The 16,832-nt window shown below is 45.1% G+C and carries 17 protein-coding genes; 12 read left to right on the top strand and 5 right to left on the bottom strand.

Going from position 1 to position 16,832, the window contains the following annotated elements; translation table 11 throughout:
* Window positions 1-219 precede the first annotated feature (219 nt).
* The 3 genes from U0033_RS27990 to U0033_RS27980 form a co-directional block, all read right to left on the bottom strand.
* Entirely contained in the window at window positions 220-834 is a 615-nt protein-coding gene (locus U0033_RS27990; protein WP_072359733.1) for a porin family protein, read from the bottom strand.
* A 160-nt stretch (window positions 835-994) separates the two neighbouring features.
* Complete coding sequence (locus tag U0033_RS27985) at window positions 995-1,942, bottom strand: hypothetical protein (RefSeq protein ID WP_072359735.1); 948 nt, start codon at window positions 1,940-1,942, stop codon at window positions 995-997.
* Between the two features lie 53 nt (window positions 1,943-1,995).
* Complete coding sequence (locus U0033_RS27980) at window positions 1,996-3,255, bottom strand: metallophosphoesterase (protein WP_072359737.1); 1,260 nt, start codon at window positions 3,253-3,255, stop codon at window positions 1,996-1,998.
* Window positions 3,256-3,620: 365 nt separating this feature from the next.
* Between U0033_RS27980 and U0033_RS27975 the strand changes: the two genes are divergently transcribed.
* The 9 genes from U0033_RS27975 to U0033_RS27935 all read left to right on the top strand — a co-directional run bounded on the left by U0033_RS27975 (window position 3,621) and on the right by U0033_RS27935 (window position 11,155).
* Complete coding sequence (locus tag U0033_RS27975) at window positions 3,621-4,301, top strand: metal-dependent hydrolase (RefSeq protein WP_072359739.1); 681 nt, start codon at window positions 3,621-3,623, stop codon at window positions 4,299-4,301.
* Between the two features lie 97 nt (window positions 4,302-4,398).
* Window positions 4,399-5,220: a ParA family protein gene (locus U0033_RS27970; RefSeq protein WP_072359741.1), complete on the top strand. Its 822-nt coding sequence runs from the start codon at window positions 4,399-4,401 to the stop codon at window positions 5,218-5,220.
* Window positions 5,204-6,136, top strand: coding sequence for a ParB/RepB/Spo0J family partition protein (locus U0033_RS27965; protein ID WP_072359742.1), 933 nt, complete (start codon window positions 5,204-5,206; stop codon window positions 6,134-6,136). The genes U0033_RS27970 and U0033_RS27965 overlap by 17 nt, the downstream gene beginning before the upstream one ends.
* Window positions 6,129-6,857, top strand: a complete 729-nt coding sequence (locus U0033_RS27960) for a DUF5683 domain-containing protein (protein WP_143150698.1) — start codon at window positions 6,129-6,131, stop codon at window positions 6,855-6,857. The genes U0033_RS27965 and U0033_RS27960 overlap by 8 nt, the downstream gene beginning before the upstream one ends.
* A gap of 25 nt (window positions 6,858-6,882) precedes the next feature.
* Complete coding sequence (dapB, locus tag U0033_RS27955) at window positions 6,883-7,599, top strand: 4-hydroxy-tetrahydrodipicolinate reductase (protein ID WP_072359747.1); 717 nt, start codon at window positions 6,883-6,885, stop codon at window positions 7,597-7,599.
* A gap of 31 nt (window positions 7,600-7,630) precedes the next feature.
* Window positions 7,631-8,056 carry an RrF2 family transcriptional regulator gene (locus U0033_RS27950; protein ID WP_072359749.1) on the top strand — a complete coding sequence of 142 codons (426 nt, stop codon included), beginning with the start codon at window positions 7,631-7,633 and terminating at the stop codon, window positions 8,054-8,056.
* A gap of 144 nt (window positions 8,057-8,200) precedes the next feature.
* Window positions 8,201-8,884, top strand: a complete 684-nt coding sequence (locus tag U0033_RS27945; RefSeq protein WP_072359751.1) for a phosphoadenylyl-sulfate reductase — start codon at window positions 8,201-8,203, stop codon at window positions 8,882-8,884.
* Window positions 8,885-8,966: 82 nt separating this feature from the next.
* Window positions 8,967-9,875, top strand: a complete 909-nt coding sequence (gene cysD, locus U0033_RS27940; protein ID WP_072359754.1) for a sulfate adenylyltransferase subunit CysD — start codon at window positions 8,967-8,969, stop codon at window positions 9,873-9,875.
* Between the two features lie 32 nt (window positions 9,876-9,907).
* The gene (locus U0033_RS27935; RefSeq protein ID WP_072359756.1) at window positions 9,908-11,155 is read left to right on the top strand and encodes a sulfate adenylyltransferase subunit 1; all 1,248 of its coding nucleotides are present in this window, start codon (window positions 9,908-9,910) and stop codon (window positions 11,153-11,155) included.
* Window positions 11,156-11,285: 130 nt separating this feature from the next.
* Here U0033_RS27935 and U0033_RS27930 read toward each other — a convergent pair whose 3' ends face one another.
* A complete protein-coding gene (locus U0033_RS27930) occupies window positions 11,286-12,242 on the bottom strand; it encodes an NAD-dependent epimerase/dehydratase family protein (protein WP_072359758.1) in 957 nt (318 codons plus the stop codon).
* A 270-nt stretch (window positions 12,243-12,512) separates the two neighbouring features.
* On the opposite strand from U0033_RS27930, the gene kdsA reads away from it, so the two are divergent.
* Window positions 12,513-13,334, top strand: coding sequence for a 3-deoxy-8-phosphooctulonate synthase (gene kdsA / locus U0033_RS27925; protein ID WP_072359760.1), 822 nt, complete (start codon window positions 12,513-12,515; stop codon window positions 13,332-13,334).
* A gap of 108 nt (window positions 13,335-13,442) precedes the next feature.
* The gene (locus U0033_RS27920; protein WP_083571483.1) at window positions 13,443-13,844 is read left to right on the top strand and encodes a hypothetical protein; all 402 of its coding nucleotides are present in this window, start codon (window positions 13,443-13,445) and stop codon (window positions 13,842-13,844) included.
* A 169-nt stretch (window positions 13,845-14,013) separates the two neighbouring features.
* On the opposite strand, the gene U0033_RS27915 is transcribed toward U0033_RS27920, so the two are convergent.
* Entirely contained in the window at window positions 14,014-14,235 is a 222-nt protein-coding gene (locus U0033_RS27915) for a PspC domain-containing protein (protein WP_072359762.1), read from the bottom strand.
* Window positions 14,236-14,500: 265 nt separating this feature from the next.
* Here U0033_RS27915 and U0033_RS27910 point away from each other — a divergent pair, with 265 nt between their 5' ends.
* Complete coding sequence (locus U0033_RS27910) at window positions 14,501-16,768, top strand: aconitate hydratase (RefSeq protein ID WP_072359763.1); 2,268 nt, start codon at window positions 14,501-14,503, stop codon at window positions 16,766-16,768.
* Window positions 16,769-16,832: the final 64 nt, after the last annotated feature.

Below are 16,832 nucleotides of genomic sequence, written 5' to 3'. Positions count from 1 at the left end.
TAATTCAAAAAAGAAAAGCCAATTTGTCAGCTTGCAGCTATTCTTTTCGCCTTTTTTCTAAGCATAGGTATATTGTCAAGTTTAATGCCACGAAAAAGAAACGAGTATTCTATTATTAATATACGTAATACCGTTTTAATTAAGTTTAAAATAAAAACTCGCTTTTACCTGTCGATAAAAGCGAGTTTTATAAAAAAGCATTTGCCTGAGCAACGCAAATTACAGTGTTACACCAACACCCAGTTGAATTGCCTGGTTCTTCCAGTTACCGGAATTGGAGATATCAGATATCTTCTTCACATCGGTGAAGCCCACAATATAACGGGCACTGATGTTTATGATTGGCAGCTGGATCCACAGACCTGCTACGCCGGAAACATCACCACCATTAAAGGCATCATTGGATGCTTTGAATACGTTCTTGTCAGAAACCAGTGCGCTGAACTGAGGACCTACCTGCAGTTTGATCCGGGGGCTACCTAAAGAGAAGTTAGCCAGGATCGGGATGCTCAGGTAGTTCAGTTTAATTTTTTTACCGTTATCGCTCAGGTTATTAGTATTGTATACTTGACTAAAGTCGCTGGTTGTTTTAGTTTGGGTAGAAGAGAAGATCAATTCACCCTGCACGCCAAAACCTTTTGTCAGGTTTATTTGTGCGAAACCGCCCAGGTGATAACCCAGGTTGAAACCATCTTTGTAGCCTTTACCATCCAGTTTTCCGAGGTTAGCTCCGCCTTTCAGGCCAAAATGTAAAAATCCAGACTGGGCGTTAACAGTTGTAGAAGAGAATGCAGCCATACACAGTACTGCTGCGGCGAAAAACAGTTTTTTCATAATAGCGTTTTTTTTAACAAGGTTTTAAAGTAAACGGATAATTGGGTTTTCTATTATAGGAGACGACCCTAACATAAAATACCCCTACGCCGACATAGCGATTTGAGCAAATTTTATGCTACATTAATTATTAAATGAATGTGTGAAGAATACGTGAAGACTATTTTTTTAATGTATAGGCTATACGAGCGGTGAAGTAATTCACCAGTTTTTTGTCCTGCCCCTGGAAAGGCTGGAAAACGGTATAGGATGGTGCAATTGTAAATTTACCCAGGATATAGGATGCACTTACCGTCAGATCCAGGGCCCGCATTTCAAATCCGGTATTCGACTTCCTGGTCGTTTCCGGGTGAAATACTTCATGCGGCTCCCTCCCCTTCATCCATGGTGAACGGGAGATATATTGAAATGCTCGTAAGTTGCTGTAATAACGGGCGGTACCCATGGTAAGGCCCACTGACGGGGTAAGCAGGAAGGCATCATCTCTCTTCAGTACATCCACAAAAATGAATGGATGGCGCACAGCTGCTACGATGTTGAAATCGTTCCCAGACAGCTTTCGGGTAGTTACCGGTTCACCATTAGGACCTTTAGGGCCGGCCCCTTCTTCGCAACTTCCCCAACCGAAATCCAGGCTGATACCAGGTTGTACCCACCAGTCGCGGTAATAGAAGTATGCAAATAGTTCATTATTAATAGGTGTGGCCGGAACGTCGGCAGAATCAGCGAAGATATACCTGGTATAAGAGATACCAGTCATAAAATGCTTGCTCTTGGAATAATCGTACCCAACAGACAAATCCCATTCAAACCATGGTGTACCCAATGAGTTGAACAGGTAATAATTACTGACGGTACCATAAATTCCACTTTTATGATAATATCCTAAGGTAGGAGACAGGAAGGTTTTCATCACCACAGGCCTTTCTCCATTGTTCACTTTACTACCGTAGGCTGGATTATTTCCATATCCCAACCCTACTATCAATTCACTTTTCTCCCGCTTTTTCAGCAAGGAGTCAAGTTGCTTTTCCAGTTCGGCAAGGGACTGGCTCCATACAGCCTGACTACAAAACAGAAATATGAAAATACAAAAGCAGCGGCGCATGCACGAAGCGTTTAACTAGCTGCAAGATAAGCGAAATAAATTAACATTACTGTCTACACCAGCTCGATGATAGTTATTTCGGGCAGGATCCCTACCCTGCCAGGATAGCCAAGGAAGCCAAATCCACGGTTTACATACAGTTTTTGTTTTCCTTCTGTATACAAGCCGGCCCACTCTTTAAAGACGAAACCGGAAGGACTCCATTTGAATCCGGGAATTTCGACGCCGAATTGCGCGCCATGAGTATGTCCTGCCAGCATCAGATCAATATCCGGGTATTCTGTTCTCACCTGTGCATCCCAATGGGTGGGGTCGTGAGACATTAATATTTTGAAAGGGAGATTTTCAGTGCCTTCATATGCTTTCTTCATGTCTCCGTATTTGGGAAAACGGTCCATGGCGCTCCAGTTTTCAATTCCCAGCAGGCCTATTTGCTGTCCTTCCCTTTCCAGTACCACATGTTCATTCATCATTAGTCGCCAGCCCATATCGGCATGTACCTGTTTCAGGGCCTCGAGGTTTTGCATGCGCAGGTGACTGAAGCCGCTGGCATCTTTGTCAGGCCATGCATGGTAATCGCCGTAATCGTGGTTTCCCAATGTAGCGTAAACACCCATAGGAGCTTTGATCTGGCTGAAAAGGGATTTGTACTGATCCATTTCTTCGGCCAGTTCATTCACCAGGTCGCCGGTAAAGAGCACGATATCAGCTTTTTGTGAATTGATTAATTCCACCCCTTTGCGTACGGCATCATAATTATCGAAGCTACCGGAATGGATATCAGAGAGTTGCAATATTTTCAGGCCTTTGAAAGCGGGTGGCATATTTTTGAAGGCAAGCTTCATCTTCCTCACCTTATAATTATACTTATTGGAAAGACCATATATAAAGGTGGCAAACATGCCTCCTCCCGTAATCAGTGCCAGCTGTGTGAGGAAACGGGAGCGGGAAATGCCTCTCACAGTCATTTCAGTGGACTGAGGGGTGCTAAAGCGCTGAACGATCCAGGTAATACCTCTCCGGAAGTCGTCTAATAATAAGAAGATAGCTACCAGCAGTTTTGCCACTACAACTGCAAAAATGATGGTGAGCACATAGCCCCTGAGATGTTTGGACCAGTCCTGCCAGTGGATGTAGGGCATGAGCAATACCAGGAGTATCACCAGGGCTGAAATGACCCAGTAGGTGCTGAATGCGATCGTCCTGATACGGGCTGCCGCACCATAAAATACGGCCCTCACGGCCATAAATACATATAAATCCAATAAGAATAGTAGCCCAGCTAATAAAAATGTGTTTAATCCCGTGCGCATCTGCTTAACTTTTTTCCGCTAATGATTTACTGTACAAAAATAGTGCGACCCTTGCTAAAAAACACCAGACGAATGAGCGTGGAACATATTGCATGGAACATTCATTTTTTTCTATTTCATTTAACAATTTGGGTTAAAATATTGATTTATAAATAATTAACCACCAAAAGGGAGCTATCCTGTGAATAAATAAATATACCCCCTCCACTGAATTTTCTTTAATCGTTGTACTTTTGTTGAACCTGGGTCACTAATAGTTAATAATGAAGGCATAACGGTTGATGAATAGTACAGTGGCATTGAATTTGCGGACTGGTGTATTCTAATTTATTGATTGTTAAAGCATAAAGACACTCTAGAAAGATATGAAGCTTACATTTTACGGTCATTCCTGTTTTGCAGTCGAGATTAAGGGCAAAAAGATTGTTTTTGATCCATTTATCACGTACAACGAGTTAGCGAAGGCTATCGATGTCAATAAGCTGGAAGCTGATTATATCTTTATGTCACATGGTCATGAGGACCACATTGCAGACCTTGTTCCTCTGGCAAAGCGTACCCAGGCAACCGTCGTTGCAGTACCTGAAGTACTGGGCTGGGCGAAAAAGCAGGGCGTAGAGAAAGGTCACCCGATGAACATTGGCGGAAAATGGAACTTTGACTTCGGTACTGTAAAATGTGTAGTAGCTACCCATACCAGTTCTATGCCTGACGGATCTTATGGTGGTACCCCGGTAGGATATGTGTTCACAACCACAGCTGGTAATTTCTATTTTTCAGGTGATACCGGTTTGACCATGGATATGCAGCTGATTCCCCGCTGGGCGAAATTAGATTTTGCGGTGTTGCCACTTGGGGATAACTTCACAATGGGAGCAGCAGATGCGATTATCGCTGCGGAATTTATTGATTGTAAAAGGATTGTTGGAATTCACTACGATACATTCGGATATATTAAGATAGATCAGGAGAAAACGAAACAACAGTTTACCCAGGCAGGTTTGGAATTGCTTTTACCCGCAATAGGAACTACTATCGATTTATAAGAATAAGAATATATTACAACCATGGGAAATGACTATTGACCATTAGCCATGGCCTTTTTATTATCCTATAGTAAACCTAAGAAATACCTAATCAACAATGGCAAGAGTAATTGCAATCGCGAATCAAAAAGGTGGGGTAGGAAAGACTACCAGCGCTATTAACCTGGCTAGCAGCCTGGCAGTGCTGGAGTACAAAACACTGCTGGTGGATGCCGACCCACAGGCAAATAGCACCACCGGCTTGGGTTTTGACCTCCGCAACATACAGCAGAGTTTATATGACTGTATGGTAAACGATGTCCAGGCCAAAGACGTGATCCTGGAATCGGATACTCCGAACCTGAAAGTACTCGCCTCCCATATTGATCTGGTAGGTGCTGAACTGGAACTCATTAACCACCCGAACAGGGAACAGGTAATGAAGCAGGTAATAGATGCTGTAAGGGATGAATATGACTTTGTAATAGTAGACTGCTCCCCTTCCCTGGGTCTGATCACTGTCAATGCACTTGTGGCATCAGACTCTGTGATTATTCCTGTACAGTGTGAGTTCTTTGCACTGGAGGGTCTGGGTAAGTTACTGAATACCATAAAAATCGTTCAGAGCCGCCTGAATACAAACCTGGCCATTGAGGGGATCCTCATGACCATGTATGATGGCCGCCTCCGTCTGAGCAACCAGGTGGTGGACGAGGTGAAACAACATTTTGAAGAAAGCGTGTTCAATACAATTATTCACCGTAATACCAAACTGGGCGAAGCACCTAGTTTTGGTAAATCCGTAATCATGTATGACGCGGCAAGTACAGGGGCTATCAATTACCTGAACCTTGCCAAAGAAATACTCCAAAAGAATAATTTCACACGTATTAACCTTGAAGATAAAATACTAGCAATCGACAATGAGCAATCAGAGTAAGGGTACTCCTAATAAGAAAGAGGCGCTGGGTAAAGGTATCCGCTCGCTGCTGGCAAACATTGATACTGACCTGAAGCTAACCTCCAATGCGCTCAATGAGCAGGTGGTATCACAGGCCACTGGTATCGAGCGTATTCCGCTGGACCAGATCGACATCAATCCAAAGCAGCCGCGCCGGGACTTCGATGAAAAGGCTTTGCAGGAACTGAGTATGTCCATTTCTTTGCACGATGTAATCCAGCCGATTACCGTGTCAAAACTGGGGCCCAAAAAATACCAGCTGATAGCAGGTGAACGCCGTTTGCGCGCAAGCCGGATGGCAGGTCTGAAAGACATTCCTGCATACATCCGCCAGGTAAACGACCAGGAACTGCTGGAACTGGCACTGCTGGAAAACTTACAGCGCGAAAATCTGAATGCCATTGAAATTGGTTTGAGCTACAAACGCCTCATGGATGAGGTGATGCTCACCCAGGAACAAGTGGCCGACCGTATGGGTAAAGAAAGAAGTACGGTTACCAACTATATCCGCCTCCTTAAACTGCCACCAGATATTCAGGTAGCTGTCAGGAACGGACAAATCAGTATGGGTCATGCCCGTGCACTGATCGCTGTTGAAAATGTGGAAAAACAACTCTTCATCTTCAACGAGATCATGCAAAACGGCCTTTCCGTACGCCAGACAGAAGAACTGGTGCGGAAAACCTCCCATATCGATAAAGGAAATGTAAAGAAACCAGCTAAGAACACATTACCTCCCCCTTATCAGAAAATAGAGGATAACCTGGCCAGCCACTTTTCTACAAAAGTGAAACTGGATAGAAACAAGAGCGGTAAAGGAAGCGTAACGATCGAGTTCTACTCTGACGAAGAACTGGATAGTATATTAGAAAAAATAGACTTATACGGTGGCTAAAAAGTCCGGAAACATACTTCATTTTTTATTACGCATTTGTTTCCTGGCTTCGCCGGTATTATGCTTATTGCATACTACTGCAAATGCACAGGACAGTACCAAAGCAGAATGGTTGAGAAAACAACAGCCGGATAACCGTAAAGACAGTGCCGGACTTTTCATCACAACGAAGGATTCAGCAGGAGTTGTTAAGAAAGACTCTGCAGGTCCAATAGTACAACCACCCATTCATAGCCCACGTAAAGCAGCCCTCTACTCGGCGGTATTGCCAGGTCTGGGCCAGATTTATAACCGGGAATACTGGAAACTGCCACTTATTTATGCGGCACTGGGTATCACCACCGGTACGTATATCTTCAACATGAACAAATACAGGACCTACCGCGATGCCTACCGTATACGTATGGATGGCAATGCGGATACCAAAGACGCATACGTAGGCCTGTACAGTGATGCCGGCCTGAAGTACCTGCGTGACGGATACAGGGAGTACGTAGATTATTCCGTACTCGTATTCGTACTGGCATATAGCCTCAATATCGTAGATGCAACAGTATTTGCCCACCTGCGTAACTTTGATATGAGCGACGATCTGAGTTTTAAGATCACCCCTACCGTGATCAACAACCAGGCCCTGGGCTTTTGCCTCAAAGTGAACCTGGGCGGTTCTAAAAAGAAGTCGGTGAGTTCGCTGGCTATGGCCGCTCCTACCAAATGGTAAAACACATACAATCAACATACAAAGGATGAAAATAGCGTTAATTGGTTACGGGAAAATGGGCAAGGCCATAGAAGCCATTGCCGTTGCAAAAGGACATGAGATCGTAGCTCGTATTGATAAAGACAACCAGGACCTCCTCAATAAGGAAATCCTGCAAAACGCCAATGTGGCTATTGAATTTACCGGACCAGAAACTGCTTACAATAATATCCTGAAGTGCTTTGAAGCCAATGTACCTGTAATATGCGGCAGCACCGGATGGCTGGAAAAAATGCCGGAAGTAACAGCGCTTTGCCTGGAAAAACATCAGGCATTCCTGTATGCAAGCAATTTCAGCATTGGCGTAAATATCTTCTTCGAACTGAATAAGCGACTGGCCGAACTGATGGCGCCACAGTCACAGTACAATGTAACGATGGAAGAGATCCATCATACCCAAAAGCGCGATGCGCCAAGTGGTACCGCCATCTCCCTGGCAGAACAGGTACTGGAAAAAGTGACCAGGAAGCAAAACTGGGTGAATGATGAAACAACCGCCCCAACAGAACTCGCCATCATTTCCAAAAGAATAGATCCGGCACCAGGTACACATATCATCAACTATACCTCCCCTATCGACGACATCACCATTACGCACACCGCTCATTCCAGAGAAGGATTTGCGTCCGGCGCCGTTGTAGCAGCTGAATGGATTCAGGGCAAAAAGGGTGTGTTCAGTATGAAAGATGTGTTAAGCCTATAGTAAATAAAAAAGGGATTATCTTTGTATAAGTATGCTATCGAAAAAAACACAATACGCTTTTCATGCACTTATTCACCTGGCAGAAAATCAGGATAAAGGACCGATCCTGATATCCGAGATTGCACAGGAAAAAAATATATCCATTAAGTTCCTGGAAAACATTCTGCTGGAGTTGAAAAACGCCGGTATCCTGGGAAGTAAAAAGGGTAAAGGCGGTGGCTATTACCTGATGAAGCCGCCAAAGGAGATAGCCCTGGCTAAAATCATCCGCCTGCTGGACGGTGCAATCGCACTGTTGCCATGCGTAAGCCTGAACTACTACGAACGATGCGAAAATTGCAAAGATGAAACAGTATGCGGGCTCAATGAGGTGATGAGTAAGGTAAGGGATGCCTCCCTTAAGATCCTGGAAAATAAGACGTTAAAGGATATATTAACCAGACAGGTTACCACTTAAGAAATTGATAATCAATTGAATCCCGCTACATGTAGTAGCGGGATTTTTTTTTAAGGATAGTTTATCAAAATAAGTCTATCTTTTTTATAGAGTTTATGTAATTTTGTTGAATCTGTAAGAAGCTAAGGAAGTTTTATTATTACGATGAAAGACATCAGACAAGCAATCGAAGGCCTTGACGCACCTGCAGCAATGGCCTGGCTGGCAGCAGAATTTCCGGGAGCCGTGGCATTTTCCACCTCCTTCGGACAAGAAGATCAGGTCATTGCCGACATGATCTGGCGCCACAACATCCCTGTAAGGGTATTCACACTGGATACGGGACGTCTCTTCCAGGAGACCTATGATCTTATGGATCTGACCCGCGCCCGTTACAAGCAAAATTTTGAAGTCTATTTCCCTGAAACCTCCAGTGTCGAATCACTGCTCAAGGAAAAAGGCTCCAACAGCTTTTATGAGTCGGTAGAAAACCGCAAAGAATGCTGTAACATCCGCAAGGTAGTGCCGCTGAACAGGGCATTGCAGGGGGTGAAAGTCTGGATCACAGGGCTGCGCGCCGAACAGTCGGAAAACCGCCAGTCACTCCACGACATTGAATGGGACGAAAGCCGCCAGATGTACAAGTATCAGCCCCTGATTAACTGGACATTTGAACAGATGCTGGATTACCTGAAAACGAACAACGTACCTTATAATAAGCTCCATGACCAGGGTTTCATCAGCATTGGCTGTGCCCCTTGTACCAGGGCCATTGAACCAGGAGAACACCCACGTGCAGGTCGCTGGTGGTGGGAAATCTCAAAGAAAGAATGTGGCTTGCACGGATAAAGGATTACGTGTATTTTTCGGTTAAAATTTCTTTACGGCAAAAAGTTCCCATTCCGCGCGATGGGCAGTTAAACCAAGATATATGAGTAATAAAATACAGTGGGAGTTTCCGCAGGCATTGGAAGATGAGGCCATCTATATTTTACGTGAAACGGCTGCTCAGTTTGAAAAGCCGGCCATCCTATTCTCAGGTGGTAAAGATTCTATCACCATCGTAAGACTGGCTCAGAAGGCTTTTTACCCAGGTAAGTGTCCTTTTCCATTATTACATATCGATACAGGGCATAACTTCCCTGAAACGATCCAATTCCGTGACTGGCTTGTTGAAAGCTTAGGCCTGGAACTGGTAGTAAGAAATGTACAGGATAGCATCAACCAGGGAAAAGTACAGGAAGAAACCGGAAAATATGCCAGCCGCAATGCACTGCAAACAGTAACCCTGCTGGATGCCATCGAAGAGATGAAGTATGATGCTTGTATAGGAGGTGCCCGCCGTGACGAAGAAAAAGCCCGTGCCAAAGAAAGGATCTTCTCCGTAAGAGATGAATTCGGACAATGGAACGCTAAAATGCAACGTCCTGAACTGTTCGACATGCTGAATGGTAAAATTAACATCGGTGAGAACGTTCGTGTATTCCCAATCTCCAACTGGACAGAGCTGGATGTATGGAACTATATACGCAGAGAAAAACTGGAAATCCCCTCTATCTATTTCTCCCACGAAAGAGACATTATAGAAAGGGATGGGATGTACTGGCCAGCTTCTCCATTCCTGAATACCACAGATGAAGAAGTACCGTTCCGCCAAAAAGTACGTTTCCGTACCGTAGGCGATATGACATGTACCGCTGCTGTGATTTCCGAGGCTGACAAACTGGAAGATATCATCTCCGAAATACTGGAGGCCAAGATCTCCGAAAGAGGCGCCCGTATCGATGATAAACGCTCGGAAGCTGCTATGGAAAAACGTAAGCAGGCAGGTTATTTCTAAACAATTACTTTAACATTCTGAAATTTCAATAAATGGAGGTTTTACGTATAACTACATCCGGCAGTGTGGATGACGGTAAAAGCACTTTGATAGGTAGACTGCTGTATGATACAAACTCTATCCCACAGGATAAAATGGAAGCGCTGCATGCAGCCAGCAAACGCAAAGGCCTGGACTTTACTGACCTGTCTCTGCTCACTGATGGCCTGGTAGCAGAAAGAGAGCAGGGTATCACGATCGATGTGGCACATATTTACTTCTCTACACCTAACCGTAAATATATTATTGCTGATACTCCCGGTCACGTCGAATATACCAGGAACATGGTCACCGGTGCCTCCAATGCACAGGTATCCCTGATCCTGATCGATGCGCGCAAAGGTATTGTGGAGCAGACTTACAGGCACTTCTTTATTGCCAGCCTGCTGCGCATTCCTTACCTGGTAGTATGTGTGAATAAAATGGACCTGGTTGAATACAGCGAAGCCCGTTTCAACCAGATCGTTGAAGATTTCCAGGCCCTCGTAGCCAGCGCCAGCTATAAAGCACCATCCATCAAGTTCATTCCTATTTCTTCCCTCTATGGTGAGAATGTAGCCGGTAAGTCTGAAAAGATCAGCTGGTACCAGGGTGATTCCCTGCTGGATTACCTGGAACAGATCTCCTTTGACCATGCAGACAGCAGCCACCCGGCCCGCTTCCCTGTACAGTCTGTGATCCGTCCAAGAACAGAGGCTTTCCACGATTTCCGTGGTTTTGCAGGCAAAGTAGCGAGTGGTCAGTTCAACGTAGGTGATGAGATTATCTCCCTGCCCTCCCAGCAAACCAGCAAGATCAAATCTATTGAGCAGTTTGAAAAACAACTGGACATAGCACAGGCTCGTGAGAGCGTGGTGATCACACTGGAAACAGAGATCGATACAAGCCGCGGCAGCATGCTGGCAAAGGTGGATAATGCCCCTGCCCTGCTGAAAGATATTACGGCAAACATCTGCTGGATGGATCAGCAAAAACTGGTACCTGGTAAGACTTACCTGCTGCAACATGGTATTAACCGTGTAAAGGCAAAAGTACAGCAGCTACTGGAGGTCGTAGATGTAACTTCCAATAAACTGGTAGAAGATAGGAAAGAGATGGGATTGAATGATATTGGTAAGATCGCGATCAGGACCGCTGCTCCGATCTTTGCAGATGCGTATAGCGTGAATCCTGCAAATGGTGCTTTTATACTGATCGATGAGTTTAGTAACTCAACTGTGGCAGTTGGGTTCGTAGTATAACTGAATTTAATTTTAGCAAAAAAGCCCCGGTTCCGTTAGAACCGGGGCTTTTTTGCTAAAATTAAAAAGTCCTGCCCTATGGCAGGACTTTTTTGATTATTCTGGTGTAGCGTGCTTGCCAGCAAATCTCTTACTTTTTTACAGTTTCTTTCAGGTTCTTCAACATATCTGCCGTCATCTTCTCCAGGTAATATTCCGGCTTCCAACCCCAGTCATTTCTCGCATTTTCATCATCCATACTCTGTGGCCATCCATTCGCAATTGCCTGCCTGTAATCAGGTGCGTAATCAATGGTAAACTCAGGAATATGTTTCTTTATTTCCGCAGCAATTTCTTTCGGAGAAAAACTCATCGCCCCTAAATTGTATGAAGAACGCACCTTGATCTTTCCCTTATCACTTTCCATCAGTTCAATGGTAGCACGGATCGCATCCGGCATATACATCATAGGCAGGTAAGTGCCTTCTGACAGGAAGCAGGTATATTTCTTTTCTTCCAGTGCTTCATGGAAGATCTCAATTGCATAATCAGTAGTACCACCACCCGGTGCAGACTTGTAGCTTATGAGGCCCGGATAGCGCAAACTGCGTACATCTACGCCATAACGGTTATGGTAGTACTCACACCAGCGTTCACCGGCAAACTTACTGATACCATAAATGGTAGTAGGCTCGATGATGGTGTGCTGAGGAGTGCTTTCTTTAGGTGAATCAGGACCGAATACGGCAATAGAGCTAGGCCAGTACACCTTGTCAATACCTTCTTCTTTTGCAATGTCCAGTACATTCAGCAGGCTGGCCATGTTAATGTGCCATGCAAGCAGTGGGTTCTTTTCGCCGGTAGCAGAGAGGATCGCAGCCAGCAGGTAAATCTGGGTAATGTTGTGACGAATCACCAGCACATGCAGCATTTCCTTATTCATCACATCCAGAGAGACATAGGGTCCGGAACCTTTTAGTAATTCATGTTCTTCCCGAAGGTCAGAGGCAATAACATTTGCATCGCCATACATTTTCCTAAGTGCCAGTGTCAATTCAACACCGATCTGCCCACAGGCACCAATTACCAGGATTTTGTCTTTCTTCATGCTAACTCGTGATTAATTTTCAGAACGTAATATTACTGGGTTCTGCAAATATTACGTTCATGTTTCTAAATCGCATGACAATGCGGTAACAATTCGTGAAGGTAGCTAAAAGCATATATAGGCCCAGCAAGGTCATTTATTTATTGGCTTACAAATTTATGACAATAAGCGCTACCAGTTTCATTTTTGCTGCCGGGCCACAGGCCCTTCCCTCCTTATCAGCGTAATCCCTTAGAATAACCTACCTTTGCATTCTCAAATACAAAAATCATGTCTGTTTCACATTTGAAAGCTCTTTTTAAAGAAAGATATAATCCAGAGAATTTCTTCCTGATAGCCGGCCCATGTGTGGTGGAAGATGAAGCACTGCTGATGCATGTTGCCGAAAAAGTATCCCGCATTTGTGAGCGTTTACAGATACCTTATATTTTCAAAGCCTCTTATCGTAAGGCAAACCGTACCAGTATCAATTCATTCAGTGGTATTGGTGACGTAGAAGGATTGGATCTGTTGCAGAAAGTAGGTCATACCTTTAACCTGCCTGTGACCACAGATATTCACTCCGCTGCAGAAGCTGCAATGGCTGCTGCCTATGCAGATATATTGCAGATCCCGGCGTTCTTATGCCGTCAGACAGACATCCTGATTGCGGCTGCAGAAACAGGTAAAGTAGTGAATGTAAAGAAAGGCCAGTTTGTAAGTGGAGAAGCGATGAAGTTTGCTGTAGAAAAGGTAAAACAAGCAGGTAATGATAAAGTGATGCTGACTGAACGTGGTACTACCTTTGGTTACCAGGACCTGGTAGTAGACTATAGAAATATTCCTATTATGAAGGAGCATGGTGTACCTGTGATCATGGATTGCACACACTCATTGCAACAGCCTAACCAGACCAGTGGTGTAACAGGTGGTAATCCAAAACTGATCAGCACCATTGCGAAAGCTGCTATTGCAACCGGAGCAGATGGCCTGTTCATCGAAACACATCCGGATCCGAAATGTGCTAAATCTGACGGTGCGAATATGTTACACCTGGATCTGCTGGAAAAACTGCTGGAAGACCTGGTGAGGATCAGGGAAGCTGTTAAATAATTCTTTAAAACGCTTCTGCCCCGGGCAGGAGCGTTTTGCTTTTATGGCGGTCTGATTTTTGGGTAATTTTCGTAAATTCAGTTAATAACACCCAAAAATATCCACACAATGATCAACTTACATGATGTAAAAGCAGGAGATACTGTCCTGGTGGAATATGAAGGCAAAAAACACGAAGGCCTTGTATTGGAAGTAAACCGGGAAGATAAGCAGGTATGTGTGCAAACAGGCGAGCAGGAATTCTGGTATGAACTGGCCGATGTGTATTCTATTCCACTCAACGAAGAACAGTTACTCAGATTGAACTTCACAAAAGAAGACATCTCCCCGGACCCAGACAATCGCAGGATCTACGTTCGTGGACCTTTTTCCGTGATGTTTCATGACCTGGATGGCCGGGAAGCAACTCGCCTGAACTACAGGGATGAACACCGGGAAATAAAGGGTGCGCTAACGGTAAACCAGTTACAGAATCACTATCACCAGATGACCAATTTCCACCTTGATTAAAAAAATTAAAGGCTGATCAATAGCGATGTTGATCAGCCTTTTTCCTGTAAAGAACATTAAACCGGGATTACTTTCCGTATAGCAGCATAATTGCCACACTCCTGCAGCGCTATAGAATGCCTATAGAACGCTTATGCAAAGGGGCACCCGTCTTGTTTTAATGTGGTAATTACAAATACCTTAGGGGGTTTCTTCTGGCATTGAGAATGTAGTTCTTCATGTTAACCCAAAAAGCCATAATCAGGTAAACAATGATTGGGGATCCCATCGTCAGGAAAGAAACATAGATAAAGAACAAGCGGATGCGGGAAGTCGCTACTCCCAGCCTGTTGCCTATTGCGGTGCACACACCGAAGGCCTGCCATTCCATAAAATCTTTGAATCTATTCATATATCAAATTTATCACAAACTGTAATGAAAAACAAATGCCAATTTTTCCCGAAATGGCCGCTTGCAGTGTATTAGCAGTGATTTAACAACAATTTTATGGAATTGGCTACAGGAAAGGCCTGATGTTTGGAGGAGCAGCAGGGGCCTGGGCCTGCCTTTATTAAATTCAAAAGGACCCACTGCCATCGGGCACATAACTTTTATAAACTGTCCTAAAATGGTTAATTTTGCGGTGCATTTTTAATTGGTCTTAAATATTTTTTCCATGGTGTTTGATATCGAAATGATTAAAAAAGTGTATGCGGCACTCCCGGGTAAGGTGGAAGCTACCCGTAAGCTGTTAGGACGCCCGCTCACACTGTCAGAAAAGATTTTGTATGCTCACTTATATGCGCCGGCTTCGTCAGCATATGAAAGAGGTAAATCTTATGTTGAGTTTGCACCCGATCGCGTGGCGATGCAGGATGCCACGGCACAGATGGCCCTGTTACAGTTTATGACCTGCGGCCGCGCCAGAGTAGCAGTTCCTTCTACTGTTCACTGCGATCACCTTATCCAGGCTAAAACAGGTGCAGCTTCTGATCTGGCGACCGCTAATAACACCAACAAGGAAGTTTACGAATTCCTCTCCTCAATTTCCAATAAATACGGTATCGGGTTCTGGAAGCCAGGCGCAGGTATTATTCACCAGGTTGTACTGGAGAATTATGCTTTCCCGGGTGGCCTGATGATCGGTACTGACTCCCACACGCCAAACGCCGGTGGTCTTGGTATGCTTGCAATCGGTGTAGGTGGTGCCGACGCCGTAGACGTAATGGCGGGTCTCGCATGGGAACTGAAAATGCCTAAACTGATCGGTGTAAAACTGACTGGTAAACTGAGCGGATGGGTTTCTCCAAAAGATATTATCCTGAAAGTAGCGGGCGTACTGACTGTAAAAGGTGGTACCGGCTGTATCGTGGAATACTTTGGTGAAGGTGCTGACAGCCTGAGTGCGACTGGTAAAGGCACGATCTGTAATATGGGTGCTGAGATTGGTGCTACCTGCTCTGTATTCGGTTACGATAGCAAGATCTCTGCTTACCTGCAGGCCACTGAACGTAGCGAAATCGCTGCCCTGGCTGATGGGATCAAAGATCACCTGCGCCCGGATGCTGAGGTGTACGCAGATCCTACTAAATACTACGACCAGGTAATCGAGATCAACCTGAACGAACTGGAACCACATGTAAATGGTCCGTTCACACCAGATCTTGCATGGCCTATCTCTAAGTTCGCACAGGCTGTTAAAGAAAACAACTGGCCTGAGAAACTGGAAGTAGCCCTGATCGGCTCCTGCACCAACTCCTCTTACGAAGATATTTCCCGTGCAGCTTCCCTGGCTCAACAAGCCATCGACAAAAACCTGCCTGTTAAATCTGAATATACAATCACACCAGGTTCTGAACTGGTTCGCTTCACCATCGAAAGAGATGGCCTGCTGAACACCTTCAACCAGATTGGCGGTGTAGTACTGGCAAACGCCTGCGGCCCTTGTATTGGCCAGTGGGCACGTCATATCGACGATCCAAACCGTAAGAACTCCATCATCACTTCCTTCAACCGTAACTTCGCGAAGAGAAATGATGGCCTGGCAGGTACCCACGCTTTCGTAGCCTCTCCTGAAATCGTAACCGCACTGGCTATTGCCGGTGACCTCACCTTCAATCCACTGACTGACACCCTGAAAAACAAGGATGGCCAGGATGTGAAGCTGGATGAGCCAACAGGTTTCGAACTGCCTGCCAGAGGCTTTGCTGTAGACGATCCGGGTTACCAGGCACCTGCTGCTGATGGTAGCGGTGTACAGGTAGTCGTATCTCCTACCAGCGATCGCTTGCAACTGCTTGCGCCATTCACTCCATGGGAAGGAACCGACCTGAAAGGGCTGAAACTGCTGATCAAGGCAAAAGGTAAATGTACGACTGACCATATCTCTATGGCAGGTCCATGGCTGAAATTCCGTGGTCATCTTGACAACATTTCTAACAACATGCTGATTGGTGCCATCAACGCATTCAACGATAAATCTGATACTGTAAAGAACCAGTTGACTGGCGAATACGGTGCTGTACCTGCCACCCAGCGCACTTATAAAGCTGCCGGTATCGGTTCTATCGTAGTAGGTGATGAAAACTATGGTGAAGGCTCCAGCCGTGAACACGCTGCGATGGAGCCCCGTCACCTGGGCGTTCGCGCGATACTCGTGAAATCTTTCGCACGCATCCACGAAACAAACCTGAAAAAACAAGGCATGCTCGGCCTCACCTTCGCTAACAAAGAAGATTACGATAAGATCCAGGAAGACGATACATTCGATATTATTGGTCTTACAAGCTTCGCTCCTGCTAAACCGCTGACTGTGGTAGCTCACCACAAAGACGGCAGCAGCGACGAAATCACAGTAAACCATACCTACAATGAACAACAGATTCAGTGGTTCAAAGCAGGTGGTGCACTGAACGTAATTCGTGCTGAATTCGCGAAAGCATAATCACAGAACTAACATTTAGTAATGATAAAAGACTGGCTTAGCATTAAGTCAGTCTTTTTTTTGT

Origin of the sequence: Chitinophaga sancti, from assembly GCF_034424315.1 — a bacterium.
GTDB classification, from domain to species: domain Bacteria; phylum Bacteroidota; class Bacteroidia; order Chitinophagales; family Chitinophagaceae; genus Chitinophaga; species Chitinophaga sancti.
The sequence above is the reverse complement of the archived record's forward strand: the minus strand, read 5'-3'. Positions and strand labels throughout refer to the sequence as shown.